This is a genomic window from Streptomyces sp. NPDC015171 (assembly GCF_043079545.1).
Taxonomy (GTDB): Bacteria; Actinomycetota; Actinomycetes; order Streptomycetales; family Streptomycetaceae; genus Streptomyces.
Map to the genome: position 1 here is coordinate 773,319 of NZ_JBIBUO010000001.1, position 15,294 is coordinate 788,612.

Consider the following 15,294-nt stretch of genomic DNA (forward strand, 5'->3'; position numbering starts at 1 on the left):
TTACAGCACCTCCGGCGCGAGCGAGATGATCTTCATGAACTTCTTCTCGCGCAGCTCACGGCCGACCGGGCCGAAGATACGGGTGCCGCGAGGGTCGCCGTCGTTCTTCAGAATGACGGCGGCGTTCTCGTCGAAGCGGATGTACGAGCCGTCCGGACGGCGGCGCTCCTTGACGGTGCGAACGATGACCGCCTTGACGACGTCACCCTTCTTCACGTTGCCACCGGGGATCGCGTCCTTGACGGTGGCGACGATGACGTCACCGATGCCCGCGTAGCGGCGACCGGAGCCACCGAGCACACGGATGCAAAGGATTTCCTTCGCACCAGTGTTGTCGGCGACGCGCAGTCGCGACTCCTGCTGGATCACGTCTATCTCCTGTTTGTCTGCCGGTTCCCCGGGAGCCGCTCAGCGGAGCGGCTCCCGGAGCCTGGCGGAACTGTCCTGCGAGGGGCGCCTCGCAGGAGATTTACTTGGCCTTCTCGAGGATCTCGACGACGCGCCAGCGCTTCGTCGCGGACAGCGGCCGGGTCTCCATGAGGAGGACACGGTCGCCGACGCCCGCAGCGTTCTGCTCGTCGTGCGCCTTGAGCTTGTTCGTACGGCGGATGACCTTGCCGTACAGCGCGTGCTTGACGCGGTCCTCGACAGCGACGACGACGGTCTTGTCCATCTTGTCGCTGACGACGAGACCCTCGCGGGTCTTGCGGAAGCCGCGGGCCTCTGCGTTCTCAGTCACGTTCTTCTCGCTCATCAGGCGTTCTCCACCGTTTCGATGCCCAGCTCACGCTCGCGCATCAGGGTGTAGATCCGCGCGATGTCCTTGCGGACCGCCTTCAGACGGCCGTGGTTCTCGAGCTGTCCCGTGGCCGCCTGGAAGCGGAGGTTGAACAGCTCTTCCTTGGCCTCGCGAAGCTTCGCAAGAAGCTCCTCGTTGCCCAGCTCGCGCAGCTCGGACGCCTTGGTACCGGCCGACATCACGCTTCACCTGCCTCGCGCTTGACGATCCGGCACTTCATCGGCAGCTTGTGGGCCGCACGAGTGAGGGCCTCACGCGCAATCTTCTCGTTGGGGTACGACAGCTCGAACATGACGCGTCCGGGCTTGACGTTGGCGATCCACCACTCCGGCGAACCCTTACCGGAACCCATGCGGGTCTCGGCAGGCTTCTTGGTGAGGGGACGGTCGGGGTAGATGTTGATCCAGACCTTGCCGCCACGCTTGATGTGGCGGGTCATCGCGATACGAGCCGCCTCGATCTGGCGGTTCGTCACGTAGGCCGGGGTCAGCGCCTGGATGCCGTACTCGCCGAACGCAACCTGCGTGCCGCCCTTGGCAGCGCCGCTGCGCTTCGGGTGGTGCTGCTTGCGGTGCTTGACCCTACGGGGGATCAGCATGTCGGTCAGGCCTCCGTTCCGGTGCTCTCAGCCGGAGCGGCGGCGGGGGCCTCGGCCTTGGGGGCCTCGGCGCCGGCAGCCTGCTGCGGCTTGCGACCGCGCCGCTCGCCACCGCGGCCACCACGGGCCGGGCGGTCGGCACCACCGCGGGCCGGGCGGTTACCCGCACGGGCCGCAGCGTTCTCGGCGCGGACCTCGGCGATGTTCTTGACGTCGCCCTTGTAGATCCAGACCTTCACACCGATGCGGCCGAAGGTCGTCTTGGCCTCGAAGAAGCCGTAGTCCACGTTCGCGCGGAGGGTGTGCAGGGGCACACGGCCCTCGCGGTAGAACTCCGAGCGGGACATCTCGGCGCCGCCGAGGCGGCCACCGCACTGGATCTTGATGCCCTTGGCGCCGGCCTTCATCGCCGACTGCATGCTCTTACGCATGGCGCGGCGGAAGGAGACGCGGGAGGAGAGCTGCTCCGCAACGGCCTGGGCAACCAGCTGAGCGTCGGTCTCGGGGTTCTTGACCTCGAGGATGTTCAGCTGGACCTGCTTGCCCGTGAGCTTCTCGAGGTCGCCGCGGATGCGGTCGGCCTCGGCGCCACGGCGGCCGATGACGATGCCCGGACGAGCGGTGTGGATGTCCACCCGCACGCGGTCACGGGTGCGCTCGATCTCAACCTTCGAGATACCGGCGCGCTCCATGCCGGACGTCATCATCCGACGGATGGCGACGTCTTCCTTGACGTAGTCCTTGTACAGCTTGTCGGCGTACCAACGCGACTTGAAGTCGGTCGTGACACCGAGCCGGAACCCATGCGGGTTAACCTTCTGGCCCATTACCGGGTTCCTTCCTTGCTGCTGACGACCACGGTGATGTGGCTGGTCCGCTTGCGGATCCGGTAGGCACGGCCCTGGGCGCGCGGACGGAACCGCTTCAGGGTCGGGCCCTCGTCGACGTAGGCCTCGGAGATGTAGAGGCTGTCGGCGTCGGTGTGGTCGTAGTTGTGCGCGGCGTTGGCGATGGCGCTGTCGAGCACCTTGCCGACCGGCACGGAGGCTGCCTGCGGAGCGAATCGCAGAACAGCCTGGGCCTCCGTGGCGTCCATGCCACGGATGAGGTCCACCACGCGGCGGGCCTTCATGGGCGTGACGCGGATGTACCGCGCCTGGGCCCTGGCTTCCATGGTTGTCCCTTCAGTTTCTTACGTGTCTGAATGCGATCCGCTACTAGCGGCGCTTCGACTTCCGGTCATCCTTGACGTGGCCCCGGAAGGTGCGCGTCGGCGAGAACTCGCCGAGCTTGTGGCCGACCATCGACTCGGTGACGAACACCGGGATGTGGGTCTTGCCGTTGTGCACCGCGAGCGTGTGGCCCAGCATGGCCGGGACGATCATCGAGCGGCGGGACCAGGTCTTGATGACGTTCTTGGTGCCGGCTTCGTTCTGGGCGTCCACCTTCTTGATCAGGTGGTCGTCGACGAAGGGCCCCTTCTTCAGGCTACGAGGCATCTCAACCCGTCCTTAGCGCTTCTTGTTCGTCTTGCGGCGGCGGACGATGTACTTGTTCGACGCCTTCTTGGGCGAACGAGTACGGCCTTCCTTCTTGCCCCACGGGGACACGGGGTGACGACCACCGGAGGTCCGGCCCTCACCACCACCGTGCGGGTGGTCAACCGGGTTCATGACGACACCACGGACGGTCGGGCGAACGCCCAGCCACCGCTTACGGCCGGCCTTACCCCAGTTGATGTTGGACTGCTCGGCGTTGCCGACCTCGCCGATGGTGGCGCGGCAGCGGACGTCGACCAGCCGGATCTCACCGGACGGCATGCGGAGGTGGGCCATCGAGCCCTCCTTCGCGAGCAGCTGCACGGAGGCACCGGCGGAGCGGGCGAACTTGGCACCGCCACCGGGACGGAGCTCGATCGCGTGGATCGTGGTACCGACCGGGATGTTGCGGAGGGCCAGGTTGTTGCCCGGCTTGATGTCGGCCCCGGGACCGTTCTCGACGCGGTCACCCTGCTGCAGGTTGCGCGGGGCGAGGATGTAGCGCTTCTCGCCGTCGGCGTAGTGCAGCAGCGCGATGCGCGCGGTGCGGTTGGGGTCGTACTCGATGTGCGCGACCTTCGCCGGCACGCCGTCCTTGTCGTGACGACGGAAGTCGATCACGCGGTAGGCGCGCTTGTGTCCGCCACCCTGGTGGCGAACGGTCACACGACCGGCGTTGTTACGGCCGCCCTTGCTGTGCAGGGGGCGGACCAGCGACTTCTCCGGCGTGGACCGCGTGACCTCGACGAAGTCGGCGACGCTGGCGCCACGACGGCCCGGCGTAGTCGGCTTGTACTTGCGGATTCCCATTTCTCAGTCCTCGTCCGATATCGGACGATCCGGACCGCCCTCAGGCGGTCGGACCGCCGAAGATGTCGATACGGTCGCCCTCGGCGAGGGTCACGATCGCGCGCTTGGTGGCGGCACGCTGACCGAAGCCGGTCTTCGTGCGCTTGCGCTTGCCCTGGCGGTTGATCGTGTTGACCCCGGTGACCTTGACGTCGAAGACCGCCTGGACGGCCTGCTTGATCTGGGTCTTGTTGGCGCCCGGGGCGACGACGAACGTGTACTTGTTCTCGTCGAGAAGCGCGTAGCTCTTCTCCGAGACGACCGGCTTGACCAGCACGTCACGGGGGTCCGTGAAGGACTTGCTCAGCGGGGTCTCGACGGTGTTCTTGCCCTCGGCGGCGTGGCGACGCGCCTTGGCGACGCGCGCGGCCTTGGCGGCCTTGGCGGCCTTCGAGGCGATAGCGGGGTGACGGATGGCCATCAGACCTCGCTCCCTTCGGTGTCGTTGGCCTTCGGGCCGGACACGAAGGACTCGAACGCGGACTGGGTGAAGACCACATCGTCCGAGACGAGAACGTCGTACGTGTTCAGCTGGCCCGGCTCCAGGATGTGGACCTGGGGCAGGTTGCGGGCGGACAGCCACGCGGCCTCGTCGGCGCGCTCGACGACCAGGAGCAGGTTCTTGCGCTCCGAGATCTTGCCGAACAGCGACTTGGCGGCCTTGGTGCTGGGGTTCGCGCCCTCGACCACGCCGGAGACGACGTGGATGCGGTTGTGACGCGCCCGGTCGGTGAGGGCGTGGCGCAGGGCCGCGGCCTTCATCTTCTTCGGGGTGCGCTGCGAGTAGTCACGCGGCACGGGACCGTGCACGACGCCACCACCGGCGAACTGCGGCGCGCGGGTCGAGCCCTGACGGGCACGGCCGGTGCCCTTCTGGCGGTACGGCTTCTTGCCGCCACCACGGACTTCGCCACGGGTCTTGGTCTTGTGCGTGCCCTGACGGGCAGCGGCCAGCTGCGCGACGACGACCTGGTGGATCAGCGGAATGCTGATCTTCTCCACGTCGAAGATCTCCGCGGGGAGCTCGACGGAACCGGCCTTGTCGCCCGCCGGCGAAAGGATGTCAACAGTGCTCATCGGTTACCTCAGGCCCCCTTGGCCGCGGTGCGGACCAGGACGAGGCCGCCGTTCGGACCGGGAACCGCGCCCTTGATGAGCAGCAGACCCTTCTCCGCGTCAACGGCGTGGACGGTCAGGTTCTGGGTGGTGACCCGCTCGTTGCCCATGCGACCCGCCATGCGGAGGCCCTTGAACACGCGGCCCGGGGTGGCGCAGCCACCGATGGAACCGGGCGAGCGGTGCTTGCGCTGGGTGCCGTGTCCGGCGCCGAGGCCCTTGAAGTTGTGACGCTTCATGACACCGGCGAAGCCCTTGCCCTTGCTCTTGCCGGTCACGTCGACCTTCACGCCGGCCTCGAACACCTCAGCGGTGATCTCCTGGCCCAGCGTGTACTCGGAGGCGTCCGCGGTGCGGATCTCGACGAGGTGGCGTCGGGGGGTGACGTCGGCCTTGGCGAAGTGGCCCTTGAGGGGCTTGTTCACCTTGCGCGGGTCGATCTCGCCGAAGGCGATCTGGACCGACTCGTAGCCGTCGGTGTCGTTCGTACGAACCTGGGTGACGACGTTGGGGCCGGCCTTGACGACGGTGACCGGAACAACACGGTTGTTCTCGTCCCACACCTGCGTCATGCCGAGCTTCTCGCCCAGGATGCCCTTGATCTGCTTAGCCATTCTCAGACCACCGCCCCTCAGAGCTTGATCTCGATGTCGACACCGGCCGGAAGGTCGAGTCGCATCAGAGAGTCAACGGTCTTGGGCGTCGGGTCGAGAATGTCGATCAGGCGCTTGTGCGTGCGCATCTCGAAGTGCTCGCGCGAGTCCTTGTACTTGTGCGGCGACTTGATGACGCAGTACACGTTCTTCTCAGTGGGCAGCGGCACCGGGCCCGCGACCGACGCACCAGTGCGGGTCACCGTCTCGACGATCTTCTTCGCCGAGGAGTCGATGACCTCGTGGTCGTAGGCCTTGAGCCGGATGCGGATCTTCTGTCCCGCCATGGCTACTCAGTAGTCCTGTCTCTTCTTACGCTCTGGAACCCGATGTTCCGTGTCTCCGTCTCCGACCCACGCGGTCGGGTGTGTCGCGCCCCCGCTGACACGGATGTCCCTTGTTCGAACATCCCTGCGGGGAATGCACACGGCCCTACCGGAACCGCAAGCCGGGGGCGGAAGGCCCACCGGGCGCCTGGTCGGTGCCGCACCACACTTCCCGGAAGATTCCCGTACGTCCGCCCCAGTGCTGCCCGCAGGCAGTTAGGGCGACGAGTACTGTGGGACTCGCTTCCGGTCCTCCCGGCGGGAGGCGCGCAGCATCAACACTCGACCGAGCAACTCGGACAGTCTGCCATATGGGGCGGGGGGCTGGCCAATCGAGCCGGAGAGAATACCCCGAGAGTGACGTAGGTCAAACGCAGGGCAGCCCTTCGCGCGCCGGCCCGCTCCGTCGCACCGCGTGTCACGCCACCCGGACGCCCGGATCGGCCACCGGGGTCGCGACCGCCACCCGCAGCACCCCGTCACTGGCCGGAGCCAGCCGTACCACGGTCCCGTCGGTGGCGTTCCGGGCCGCGAGCCCGGGAACGCCGGTCGTCCCGGGCAGCTGCCGCACCCTCCAGCCCAGGCCCTCGAAGTGGGCCCGCGCCCCCGCGACGGCCCGGACCATCGCCTGCTCGGTCAGCGGCTCGGTGGACCAGGCGTGGTGCGCGTACGCGCCCGTGTCGTCCCGGTAGGTGGCGAGCCCCTCGCCCTCCCGCGGGGCCGCGTGCCGCACCCGGAGCGCGTCGTACAGCCGGCTGGAGTGGTCGCGGGCGCGGCGCTCGGCCGGCTCGTCGGGGGCGGTCCCCCGGAAGGCGGAGGGCTCGGCCGTGGCGGAGCCGCCGGAGCCGCCGGAGCCGTCCGCGGCGAAGCACGGGGAGGTCACGCTGATGGCGGCCAGCCCCTCGCCCTTCGCCTTGTCGACGACACCGGTGAGCGCGGTCATCCAGAAGTCGTCGGGCACGGTGCGCATGCTCACCGAGGGGAAGGGGTCGGACCAGTCCCCGTCCGAGCCCTGGAACTCGTAGCCGCGCTTCACCCAGGCGTCCCTGGCCTGACGCACCAGCTTCTTCGCCTCGCTGCCCGGCACCCCGGTCAGCTGGTACGAGAGAGCGACTTGCTGCCGTTCGCCGGCACTGTGATCGTCGGCGACACAGGCTCCGACAGGCGCCAGCCCGGTTCGCTTGAGCGTCGGCTTGGGAGACATGCCGTCGACGGCCTGGCGGATGATTTCCTCGGCCCGCTCGGTTGCCTGCTGCTGATCCATGGTGACCTGCTTCGATGCTGTACTGCCGCCGCTGCTTCCCGTCTGCCCCGATCCGCACGCCGCCACCGCGAAGGACGCGGTCAGTACGGCAGCTGTCGCAGCCGCCCGGGGCAACCTCATGGGGTTCCTCCTGTCACGATCTTCGCCATGTTGTTCAGGGAGTCGCCCTCCCAGTACTGCGAGTGCGCAGGCATCAAACCATCCGTGCCCGGCAGCTTTCCGTCGGCGACATGGAAGGTCTGTCCGCCGAATTCATCGGATGTGGGGTCATTCCCGTACATGACCGAGTGATCATTGAAGAGGCGCCAGTAGGCCATCGGGTTCAGCGGGGCCAGCGTGCCGGCCGGGGGCGGGGCGAGGTTCACCAAATCGTTCTTGGCGGTGGCCGCCCACACGTGGTCGGCGCCGATGTGCAGATCCTTGGCGTGATTCGCGCCCACACCGGGACTGCCGACCAGGATCGCGTTGTCCACCGGCAGGTCAGGGTGGTCGCGCATGGTCTCGCCGGCCACGAGGGTGCCGTAGCTGTGGCCCAGGACCGTTGAATTCACCGCTCCGTGGTGGGCGGTGTCGATCCCGGTCAGGAAGTTGCTCAGCGGCCCGCGGGCGGCATCGGCGTACTTGGCGTCGGTCGCGTCGCCGAGGAGGTCCTGCGGAGCGTCGTAGCCGAGCCACATGATCGACGCCGTTGTGTGCGCGGGGTCGGTGAAGCTCGCCCGGTCCTGGAGCAGTTCGGCGCGGCGGATGTCACCGTCGATGCCGCTCAGCGTGGTGCCGGTGCCAGGAACGTAGGTCACCACGTTGTCGGCGGTGTCGGGGTTGCCGACGGAGACGATGGCTCTGCCGTTGTTCTTGTCGTCGAAGCCGAGCAGGTACGGGCGCCTGCTCTCGTCGGTGTAGGTGTCGAAGCGCTTCTGGATCGCCTCCATGCCGTCGAGTGACCCGTGCGCCTTCTTCCGCGCCTCCTCCCAGTCCTTCCACTCCTGGCTCTCGACCGTCGCGTACTTGACCTCGCGCCCGGTGATCGGACTGATGTAGGGCTCGTATCGCTTGGGCTCGGGGTGCTTGCTCAGCCAGGTGTCGTAGGCGGTCTGGGACGTGCCGCGGGTCTCGTCGAGGACCGTGCGGTTGGCCCCGTCCCGCACGGTGGCCGGAAGCCCGTCCATGGCTCCGACGGAGGCGGGACGCAGGGAGAGGTAGGCGGCCTTCTGCTCGTCGGTGAGCTTGCTCCACCAGGCGGCGTTGTCCTTCGGGGAGCCGCCCTCGGGCGGCTGGGGCAGCGAGTCGAGGTACTTCTTGCCGGCGTCGCTCACCCCGTCCTGGTCCGACTTCACGTCCGCCCAGTCCCTGTCCGTCACCTTCAGGTCGTCGTCCGCCTTCAGCGCGCGCAGCTTCGGCGCCCACTTCGCGTCCGCCTCCGCGGCCTCCCGCAACGCGTCGCCGATCCGGTTCGCGAACCCGATCGCCTTGCCGAAGTTCGGGTTCGGGTGCATGTTCACGGCCTGGCGCTCGATCGCCGACGCCGTGGGGTCCGTCTTGCTGGTGCCGGCCGACACCGTGCCGCCCTCGGGCACCTTGCCGTCGGTCTCCTTGCCGCCCGCCGGGAACGACACCGAGCCGTCAGCGCCCACCGTGCAGCCCGCCGCCCTCGCGTCCTCCAGCGCCGCCTCCAGCGTGCGCTTGACCGCGGCCATCTCGAAGGCGAAACCGTTCAGCGCGGTACTGGCCAGCGCACACTCGGTCTGGATGTAGTGAAAGTTCTCGCCCAGCTCCTTCAGCTCCCGCAGGGCGGCCTCCACCGCCTTGCCCCTGAGCTGGTTGCGCATCCCCGCGGAGATCTGGTTCGCCACCGTGTCCTTGGCCGCGGCCGCCGTCTCGCTCGTGGCCCGGTACCCGTCGGCGGCCTCCTCGTACTCGGAGGTCTTGAGCGCCTTCAGCGTGGCTATGTCCATGGAACCGGTCACCGGCCCTTCGCCTGGCCGCCGACCGGATCGGTGTCCTGGTACTTGGTCCGGAGCTTTTCGAGGGCGGCCCACACGTCGTCGTCGGACTTCGCCAGGTCCCGCCCGGAACTCTCCAGCAGACCGCCCAGCTCGACGCACCGGCCCTGCACGTCACCCACGTACTTCTTCCAGGAGCCGTACAGCTCCTGCTGGGCCGCAGCGGACTGGCAGCCCGCCGTGTCGCCCAGCCCCGTCTGACCGTCCTCCAGCTTCCCCAGCGCCTTGCCGATGCCCTCGCGCAGACCCTTCGTGTCCTCGCCGGCCTTCGTCCACGCCTTCTTGTCCGACTTCAGATCGCCGGCCGCGGCACCGCCGCCCGCCTCCTGCGGCACATGGTCCAACCGCGTCCCGGCGGACCCGCGCGCCGCGGCGTCCGCCTTCAACTGCTCCCACTCGTCCCAGGGCATGCCTGTGAGCCTCCCCCGTAACCCCGTATCCCCGGTGTTGTCATGCAGACCGGGGAAATCAAACAAAGGCGCGCAAGATCATCATATCGGCTCCGCTCGCCACCGCCTGAGTACGCGTACTCAGACCCCCCTCGAACGCCGGGGCGTTTCGGCCCGCTATCGGGCGATACCTCCACCGGACAAACACCCTGCCGCCCGCCCCGCCCGGGAAGTCAGCCGGCAGACGGAACGCGGATGCCGCTATCGGGCACAGCTGAGGGTTTTGACGGTGGCGGGGAAGTAGACCCGCATGAATTTTTCGATGTCCTTGCGGTGGGATTGGTCTGTGAGGTCGATCTGGGGGAGCTGGAGGGTGAGGGTGAAGTAGTTGCCGTGTTTGGTCTTGCAAGGAGCCTGCGAGATTCCGCCGTCATTTCCGATGACCGTCTTATAAGGAAAGGAGGCGGGGCGGGGATCAGTTACACGCGATACCGTGCCCGTGTCCGTCGCCAGGTACATGAGGTCTGTCGCGTCCTCGTCCCACGAGAAGCGAAGGCCGAGCACAGCATCACTTCCCGACTGGAGCATGCAAGGAGCGGATACTCCACTGGAACGGTCGACCCGGCTGAACTCGCGCAGATCCTTCGTGGATGTCATGAGCGGGCGGGTGAGCTCGGGAGCCACGTCTGTGCCGCAGATCTTCGGCGGCACCGCCTTGTCATCTGACCGGACGCAGGAAGTCAAGAGGCACTGCGCCAGCACCGCCACGCCGACCAGAACCGTACGGAATTTCTGCGTCACGTGGGCTGCACTCCTGACACGCCTCGCGCGTGATCGATGCCGGCTCCGGCAGATCCACTGACCGATTCTTTAGGGCTGAAGTACGCAGAGGATCCCTCAGGATGAGCCTTCTTCCACTCCTCGGCGAGGGCCATCAGCTGACCGTTCCTTCTGGAATAGGCCTGGAAATTCTCATCCGCCTGCTTCTCGTCCAACCGCTTCTGCTCGTCCGCCAACCACTGATCCGTAACGTAATCGAATCCCTCCTGGACGTCTTCGCTCGCCACAGGGATATAGCTGATCGCCTTGTCGAAAAGTGGCTTCGCTTCGAATTCGGCCGTCTTCGGGTCGCCCTTGGCCTGGACCCGGGCCTCCTCCAGGAAGCCGACCGTGCGGCCCGCGCGGAGCAGGGACTCGTGGGCGTGGTCGTGGTGGATCCCGGAGACCATGGCCTGGTTCAGGCCGCCGTTCAGCGTGCCGTAGGCGTCCTTGTCCTTGGAGATCTGCTTCGCCACCTCGAAGAGCTGCTCCTGTCTCAGCGGCGAGCGGGCGATGTCGATCTCGCTCATGGCGGCGTGGACCGTCTCACCGTGGTTCACGAGGATGCCGGCCATGGGCTTGCGCAGCGCCGGCGGGAAGTCGTCGCCGCTGTCCGACAGGTACGCGAGGGCCGACCGGAAGACGGCCTCGTTCTGCCTCCCGTGCGGCACGTAGTGCGCGTGCCGCGTCCCCGGGTCGATCCCCGTCGCCGCCGCCTGGAGCGCCGCCCCGAACCCGGCCCGGTCGTCCGCGTCGAGGCCCTCCGCGTACACCGTGGCCGTCGCCGTCTGGCGTACGTGCAGCGTGACGTCCCAGTCCCGCTCCTTCATCAGGTACTTCATGTGCGCGTCCGAGGAGAGGTAGTGGGCCGCCGCCCGCGGATCCCGGCTCATGAGGCCCAGCGCGCCGTCCACCGGATCGTTGGCGAACCAGCCCCCGTGCCGGCCCGCGTAGCCGCCCTTCAGCTGCCAGACACCCGGATGCCGGCGCTCCGCCGCGATCATGTCGTCGGTCAGGTCCGCCAGCATCGCCGGCGCGTACCCGTGTCCCGCCCGCATGAGCGTGACCAGCGACTGGTAGCCCACCGCCTGGTCCAGGCGCGCGCCCTGCGCGTCCGTGGCGTAGCGCTCGGTGCCCGTGTGCCGCATCTCCTCCCGCCAGTGGCGGTACCACGGCGAGTCCGTGTCCCGGGTCGCCGTCGCCAGCGCGTCCGCGAGGCCCGACTCGATCGCCTCGCAGGAGCGCAGGGCCGCAGCGGACCGGCCGCCCCGGACATGCAGCAGGTCGTTCAGCTCGTTGGTCAGGCGGAGCGTGCCCTGCGTGCCGAGGTCCTCCAGCAGGGTGCGGGCGAACACCTCGTCGTCGGCGTTGTCGCGGAACACCCGTTCCAGCTCCGCCAGTTCCCTCGGCGACAGGCGTCCGCCCCGGGCCAGTTCGCTGAGGGCCTCCTCCGCGGCCAGCGCCTCGTACTTCTCGATGTCCCCCGACGCCCGGCCGTTGAAGCCCCGGCCCCCGGCCGTCGGGTCGGCGTCCACGACGACCGCCGCGAGGGCGGTCCGCACACCCCCGTCCGCGTCCGTGACGTCCCGTACGGCCTTGTCGATCCGGTCCTGCCAGGCGCGGACCTCGTCCGGCCCGGCCTTTGCCCCGGTGGTCTCCGGGTCCGCCGCGACCACTCCCGCGGCCGACACCCGCACTCCCGCCGCGCGTGCCTCCCGGCGCACCGCCTTCAGCCGGCCCCGCAGCTCGGTGAACTGGGCGTGGGCGTCGCGCAGCAGCGCGGCGATCGCCTTCGCCTCCGTCTGCGCGGAGGCGAACTCCCGCAGTGTGACGCCGAAGCGCCCGTGCGTCGCCTCCGCGCTCATGCCCGCCCAGGCCACGGGGCCGGCCGAGACGTCGTACACGTCGCGGCGGTACGCCTTCTCCCGCTCGGCGAACTTCCCCGCCATGTCCTCCCAGCGCTCCGCCGCGGTGGTGAGCGTGCCGAGGTCGGCGGTCATGATCTCGTGGTATGTCGGCATCCCGGACCGTGCCCCTCAGTACCGGTCCAGCGCGGACAGCTGCCGCAGGGCGGCGCCGGTGCCGAGGTCCGTGCCGGTCAGTACCGTGTTCGCGGACCGTAACGCGTCCTTCTCGGCGCCCAGCCGGTCGAGCAGGTTCCTGACCTGGCCGGCCCAGGTCTCATGGGCCGCGCTCAGCGCCCCGGAGGCCAGCCAGCCGTGCCCGTCCCGGGCGCCGAAGGCCCCGACCGCCGCCGCGGTCTCCTCGTCCGCCCACGCGCCGGCGGTACGGGTGTCCGGCTCCAGGTGGTCCTCCAGCGCCCTGGCCGCCGCCCGTTTCGCGGCCGGCGAGGACACCAGGTCCTTCGCCCCCTGCCCACCGGACAGACCACCCATCGCCGACCCCTCTCGCCACCGCCGGATCCACCGTCCGGAACTTCAACCGGCGCCCGCCGATCTTCGTCACGGTGTGTTCTGTCGCCGTGCCGTTGACGCGCGGGACGGTTCCGGGGGCCGCTGGAGCCGGTGCCGGGCGGCGTCAGTAGCCTCCGGCCATGACCCGTACCACGCCCGCCCGGCCCCTGGACATCACCGCTCACTTCCCCGAGCTGGCCCCGCTCGCCCGGACCGCCGTGCGGCTGCATCCGCGGGCCGGTGCGCCGGCCGTGACGGACAGCTCGCTCGGCGGCCCGCTGCTGTGGCCCGCCGGCGAGCCGTGGCCGACCTGTCCGGAGCACGCCGGGCCCTGGCACCGGGGCACCGCCCCCGAGGACGTACGGCTCGGCAGGCGGGTGCTGCGCGCGGCCTGGGCCCGGCACCGGGAGGGCGATGCCGAGCTGCTGACCGAGGAGGAACGGGCCGTCGTCGACCGGGGCCGGGCGCGGGTGCGGATATCCGTGGACGGGCCGCTTCCGCTGATCCCGGCGCTGCAGCTGCGCGCCGCGGACGTGCCGGAGCTGCCCCGCCCCGCCGGCACCGATCTGCTCCAGGTGCTGTGGTGCCCGTTCGCCCACGACCCCGACCACCTGCCCCGCGTCGAGTTGCGCTGGCGCGACTCGGCCGGCATCGGCACCCCGCTCGCCGCTCCCCCGCGGCCCGCGGTGATCGGCGACGACGGCTATCTGCCCGAGCCCTGTGTGCTGCACCCGGAGACCGTCACCGAGTACCCGGCGCCGCACGAGCTGCCCGAGGAGCTGGCGGACCGGATCGAGGCATGGGAGGAGGAGCGGGAGGAGGAAGAGGGAGAGGAAGGGGTGGACGGGGTGGACGGGGTGGAGGTCTGCTATCAGTTCGATCTTGCCGTTGCTCCGGGCAGCAAGCTCGGCGGGCACGCGCCCTGGAGCTTCTCCGATCCGTTCCCGATGGCCTGCGCCGAGTGCGGTGCGGGGGTGCGGCCCCTGCTCACCTTCGACGGCGCCGAGTGGGACGGCGGCAGCGGAAGCTGGCGACCGCTCCAGGACGCCGCGTACACCGGCCTCCACTTCCTCGGGCCGGCCCTGGAGTCCGCGCTGAACTTCGGCCGCGGGTACGCGATGCAGCTCTACGCGTGCGAGGACTCCTGCGACCACCCGTTTGTGCAGAACATGCAGTGAGCCCCGGGAAAAGCAGAGGAGGCCCGTACGACCGGAGTCGTACGGGCCTCCCCTTAGGTCAGGTGATGACCCTCAAGCAAGCGGAACTTACTTGTTGATCTTGGTGACCTGGCCGGCGCCCACCGTGCGACCACCCTCACGGATGGCGAACTTCAGGCCCTCTTCCATGGCGATGGGCTGGATGAGCTCCACCTTCATCTCGGTGTTGTCACCCGGCATGACCATCTCGGTGCCCTCGGGGAGGGTCACCACGCCGGTCACGTCCGTCGTACGGAAGTAGAACTGCGGACGGTAGTTGTTGAAGAACGGCGTGTGACGGCCACCCTCGTCCTTGGACAGGATGTACGCCTGCGCCTCGAACTCGGTGTGCGGGGTGACCGAGCCCGGCTTGATGATGACCTGGCCGCGCTCGACGTCCTCGCGCTTGATGCCGCGGAGCAGCAGACCGACGTTCTCACCGGCCTGGCCCTCGTCGAGCAGCTTGCGGAACATCTCGATACCGGTGACCGTGGTGGTGGTCTTCTCGGTCTTGATGCCGATGATGTCGACGGTCTCGTTGACCTTCAGGACACCACGCTCGATACGGCCGGTGACGACCGTACCGCGACCGGTGATCGTGAAGACGTCCTCGATCGGCATGAGGAACGGCTTGTCGACGTCGCGCTCCGGCTGCGGGATCGACTCGTCGACGGCCTTCATCAGGTCGAGGACGGACTTGGCCCACTCCGGGTCGCCCTCAAGCGCCTTGAGCGCGGAGACCTTGACGACCGGAACGTCGTCGCCCGGGAACTCGTACTCGGAGAGGAGCTCACGGACCTCGAGCTCGACGAGCTCCAGGATCTCCTCGTCGTCCACCATGTCGGCCTTGTTCAGGGCGACGACGATGTACGGCACGCCGACCTGGCGGGCCAGGAGCACGTGCTCCTTGGTCTGCGGCATCGGGCCGTCGGTGGCGGCCACGACCAGGATCGCGCCGTCCATCTGGGCGGCACCCGTGATCATGTTCTTGATGTAGTCCGCGTGACCCGGGCAGTCGACGTGGGCGTAGTGACGCGCGTCGGTCTGGTACTCGACGTGCGCGATGGAGATGGTGATACCGCGCTGGCGCTCCTCGGGCGCCTTGTCGATGTTGTCGAACGCGGTGGCCTCGTTCAGGTCCGGGTACGCGTCGTGCAGCACCTTGGTAATGGCGGCCGTGAGGGTCGTCTTACCGTGGTCGATGTGACCGATGGTGCCGATGTTGACGTGCGGCTTAGTCCGCTCGAACTTCGCCTTCGCCACTGGGGTCCTCCTGTGGAGTGGTTCTGTACGCCTTACTTCATCGGCGCCAGGTGATCTTTGCTGGAAAGCC

At 68.6% G+C, this 15,294-nt stretch carries 20 protein-coding genes; 1 reads left to right on the forward strand and 19 read right to left on the reverse strand.

The genetic code is table 11. The annotated features are described in order from the left end of the window. From rplN to ACF073_RS03600, 18 genes are all read right to left on the reverse strand, one after another. Positions 1-369: a 50S ribosomal protein L14 gene (rplN, locus tag ACF073_RS03515; RefSeq protein WP_003998823.1), complete on the reverse strand. Its 369-nt coding sequence runs from the start codon at positions 367-369 to the stop codon at positions 1-3. A 100-nt stretch (positions 370-469) separates the two neighbouring features. Next, positions 470-754, reverse strand: a complete 285-nt coding sequence (gene rpsQ / locus ACF073_RS03520; RefSeq protein WP_018543912.1) for a 30S ribosomal protein S17 — start codon at positions 752-754, stop codon at positions 470-472. Continuing rightward, positions 754-978, reverse strand: coding sequence for a 50S ribosomal protein L29 (rpmC, locus tag ACF073_RS03525; protein WP_007494763.1), 225 nt, complete (start codon positions 976-978; stop codon positions 754-756). The genes rpsQ and rpmC overlap by 1 nt, the downstream gene beginning before the upstream one ends. Further along, positions 978-1,397 carry a 50S ribosomal protein L16 gene (rplP, locus tag ACF073_RS03530; RefSeq protein ID WP_009327094.1) on the reverse strand — a complete coding sequence of 140 codons (420 nt, stop codon included), beginning with the start codon at positions 1,395-1,397 and terminating at the stop codon, positions 978-980. Before rplP ends, rpmC begins: the two co-directional genes overlap by 1 nt. A gap of 5 nt (positions 1,398-1,402) precedes the next feature. Beyond that, positions 1,403-2,224, reverse strand: coding sequence for a 30S ribosomal protein S3 (gene rpsC, locus ACF073_RS03535; protein WP_014674374.1), 822 nt, complete (start codon positions 2,222-2,224; stop codon positions 1,403-1,405). Next, a complete protein-coding gene (rplV, locus tag ACF073_RS03540; RefSeq protein ID WP_019329637.1) occupies positions 2,224-2,571 on the reverse strand; it encodes a 50S ribosomal protein L22 in 348 nt (115 codons plus the stop codon). Before rplV ends, rpsC begins: the two co-directional genes overlap by 1 nt. A gap of 43 nt (positions 2,572-2,614) precedes the next feature. Then, on the reverse strand, positions 2,615-2,896 hold the full coding sequence (gene rpsS / locus ACF073_RS03545) for a 30S ribosomal protein S19 (RefSeq protein WP_003992359.1): 282 nt from the start codon (positions 2,894-2,896) through the stop codon (positions 2,615-2,617). A 12-nt stretch (positions 2,897-2,908) separates the two neighbouring features. Beyond that, positions 2,909-3,745, reverse strand: a complete 837-nt coding sequence (rplB, locus tag ACF073_RS03550) for a 50S ribosomal protein L2 (RefSeq protein ID WP_031167077.1) — start codon at positions 3,743-3,745, stop codon at positions 2,909-2,911. A gap of 40 nt (positions 3,746-3,785) precedes the next feature. Beyond that, on the reverse strand, positions 3,786-4,205 hold the full coding sequence (rplW, locus tag ACF073_RS03555; RefSeq protein ID WP_053661886.1) for a 50S ribosomal protein L23: 420 nt from the start codon (positions 4,203-4,205) through the stop codon (positions 3,786-3,788). Further along, positions 4,205-4,861 carry a 50S ribosomal protein L4 gene (gene rplD, locus ACF073_RS03560; protein WP_392066473.1) on the reverse strand — a complete coding sequence of 219 codons (657 nt, stop codon included), beginning with the start codon at positions 4,859-4,861 and terminating at the stop codon, positions 4,205-4,207. The genes rplW and rplD overlap by 1 nt, the downstream gene beginning before the upstream one ends. Before the next feature lie 8 nt (positions 4,862-4,869). After that, on the reverse strand, positions 4,870-5,514 hold the full coding sequence (gene rplC, locus ACF073_RS03565) for a 50S ribosomal protein L3 (RefSeq protein ID WP_356627496.1): 645 nt from the start codon (positions 5,512-5,514) through the stop codon (positions 4,870-4,872). 17 nt (positions 5,515-5,531) lie between these two features. Further along, a complete protein-coding gene (gene rpsJ, locus ACF073_RS03570) occupies positions 5,532-5,840 on the reverse strand; it encodes a 30S ribosomal protein S10 (RefSeq protein ID WP_003948644.1) in 309 nt (102 codons plus the stop codon). A 457-nt stretch (positions 5,841-6,297) separates the two neighbouring features. Beyond that, the gene (locus tag ACF073_RS03575; RefSeq protein WP_392066475.1) at positions 6,298-7,143 is read right to left on the reverse strand and encodes a hypothetical protein; all 846 of its coding nucleotides are present in this window, start codon (positions 7,141-7,143) and stop codon (positions 6,298-6,300) included. Positions 7,144-7,259: 116 nt separating this feature from the next. Further along, the gene (locus ACF073_RS03580) at positions 7,260-9,095 is read right to left on the reverse strand and encodes an alpha/beta hydrolase (RefSeq protein ID WP_392066477.1); all 1,836 of its coding nucleotides are present in this window, start codon (positions 9,093-9,095) and stop codon (positions 7,260-7,262) included. A gap of 8 nt (positions 9,096-9,103) precedes the next feature. Continuing rightward, positions 9,104-9,553 (reverse strand): hypothetical protein, encoded by a 450-nt coding sequence (locus tag ACF073_RS03585; protein WP_392066479.1) that lies wholly within the window; start codon positions 9,551-9,553, stop codon positions 9,104-9,106. Between the two features lie 240 nt (positions 9,554-9,793). Then, positions 9,794-10,333 carry a hypothetical protein gene (locus ACF073_RS03590; protein ID WP_392066481.1) on the reverse strand — a complete coding sequence of 180 codons (540 nt, stop codon included), beginning with the start codon at positions 10,331-10,333 and terminating at the stop codon, positions 9,794-9,796. Further along, entirely contained in the window at positions 10,330-12,351 is a 2,022-nt protein-coding gene (locus tag ACF073_RS03595; RefSeq protein WP_392066483.1) for a hypothetical protein, read from the reverse strand. The genes ACF073_RS03590 and ACF073_RS03595 overlap by 4 nt, the downstream gene beginning before the upstream one ends. Before the next feature lie 36 nt (positions 12,352-12,387). After that, on the reverse strand, positions 12,388-12,747 hold the full coding sequence (locus ACF073_RS03600; RefSeq protein WP_392066485.1) for a hypothetical protein: 360 nt from the start codon (positions 12,745-12,747) through the stop codon (positions 12,388-12,390). Between the two features lie 158 nt (positions 12,748-12,905). Here ACF073_RS03600 and ACF073_RS03605 point away from each other — a divergent pair, with 158 nt between their 5' ends. Continuing rightward, positions 12,906-13,943, forward strand: a complete 1,038-nt coding sequence (locus ACF073_RS03605) for a hypothetical protein (protein ID WP_392066487.1) — start codon at positions 12,906-12,908, stop codon at positions 13,941-13,943. 87 nt (positions 13,944-14,030) lie between these two features. On the opposite strand, the gene tuf is transcribed toward ACF073_RS03605, so the two are convergent. Continuing rightward, on the reverse strand, positions 14,031-15,224 hold the full coding sequence (tuf, locus tag ACF073_RS03610) for an elongation factor Tu (RefSeq protein WP_392066488.1): 1,194 nt from the start codon (positions 15,222-15,224) through the stop codon (positions 14,031-14,033). Positions 15,225-15,294 lie beyond the last annotated feature (70 nt).

Coding starts and splice junctions, on each gene's coding strand:
- ACF073_RS03585 (WP_392066479.1), bottom strand. CDS start 9,553: ATGCCCTGGGACGAGTGGGAGCAGTTGAAGGCGGACGCCGCGGCGCGC.
- ACF073_RS03600 (WP_392066485.1), bottom strand. CDS start 12,747: ATGGGTGGTCTGTCCGGTGGGCAGGGGGCGAAGGACCTGGTGTCCTCG.
- rplP (WP_009327094.1), bottom strand. CDS start 1,397: ATGCTGATCCCCCGTAGGGTCAAGCACCGCAAGCAGCACCACCCGAAG.
- rpsQ (WP_018543912.1), bottom strand. CDS start 754: ATGAGCGAGAAGAACGTGACTGAGAACGCAGAGGCCCGCGGCTTCCGC.
- ACF073_RS03580 (WP_392066477.1), bottom strand. CDS start 9,095: ATGGACATAGCCACGCTGAAGGCGCTCAAGACCTCCGAGTACGAGGAG.
- ACF073_RS03575 (WP_392066475.1), bottom strand. CDS start 7,143: ATGGATCAGCAGCAGGCAACCGAGCGGGCCGAGGAAATCATCCGCCAG.
- ACF073_RS03595 (WP_392066483.1), bottom strand. CDS start 12,351: ATGACCGCCGACCTCGGCACGCTCACCACCGCGGCGGAGCGCTGGGAG.
- rpsC (WP_014674374.1), bottom strand. CDS start 2,224: ATGGGCCAGAAGGTTAACCCGCATGGGTTCCGGCTCGGTGTCACGACC.
- rplW (WP_053661886.1), bottom strand. CDS start 4,205: ATGGCCATCCGTCACCCCGCTATCGCCTCGAAGGCCGCCAAGGCCGCC.
- rpsS (WP_003992359.1), bottom strand. CDS start 2,896: ATGCCTCGTAGCCTGAAGAAGGGGCCCTTCGTCGACGACCACCTGATC.
- rpsJ (WP_003948644.1), bottom strand. CDS start 5,840: ATGGCGGGACAGAAGATCCGCATCCGGCTCAAGGCCTACGACCACGAG.
- rpmC (WP_007494763.1), bottom strand. CDS start 978: ATGTCGGCCGGTACCAAGGCGTCCGAGCTGCGCGAGCTGGGCAACGAG.
- rplD (WP_392066473.1), bottom strand. CDS start 4,861: ATGAGCACTGTTGACATCCTTTCGCCGGCGGGCGACAAGGCCGGTTCC.
- rplB (WP_031167077.1), bottom strand. CDS start 3,745: ATGGGAATCCGCAAGTACAAGCCGACTACGCCGGGCCGTCGTGGCGCC.
- rplC (WP_356627496.1), bottom strand. CDS start 5,514: ATGGCTAAGCAGATCAAGGGCATCCTGGGCGAGAAGCTCGGCATGACG.
- ACF073_RS03605 (WP_392066487.1), top strand. CDS start 12,906: ATGACCCGTACCACGCCCGCCCGGCCCCTGGACATCACCGCTCACTTC.
- rplV (WP_019329637.1), bottom strand. CDS start 2,571: ATGGAAGCCAGGGCCCAGGCGCGGTACATCCGCGTCACGCCCATGAAG.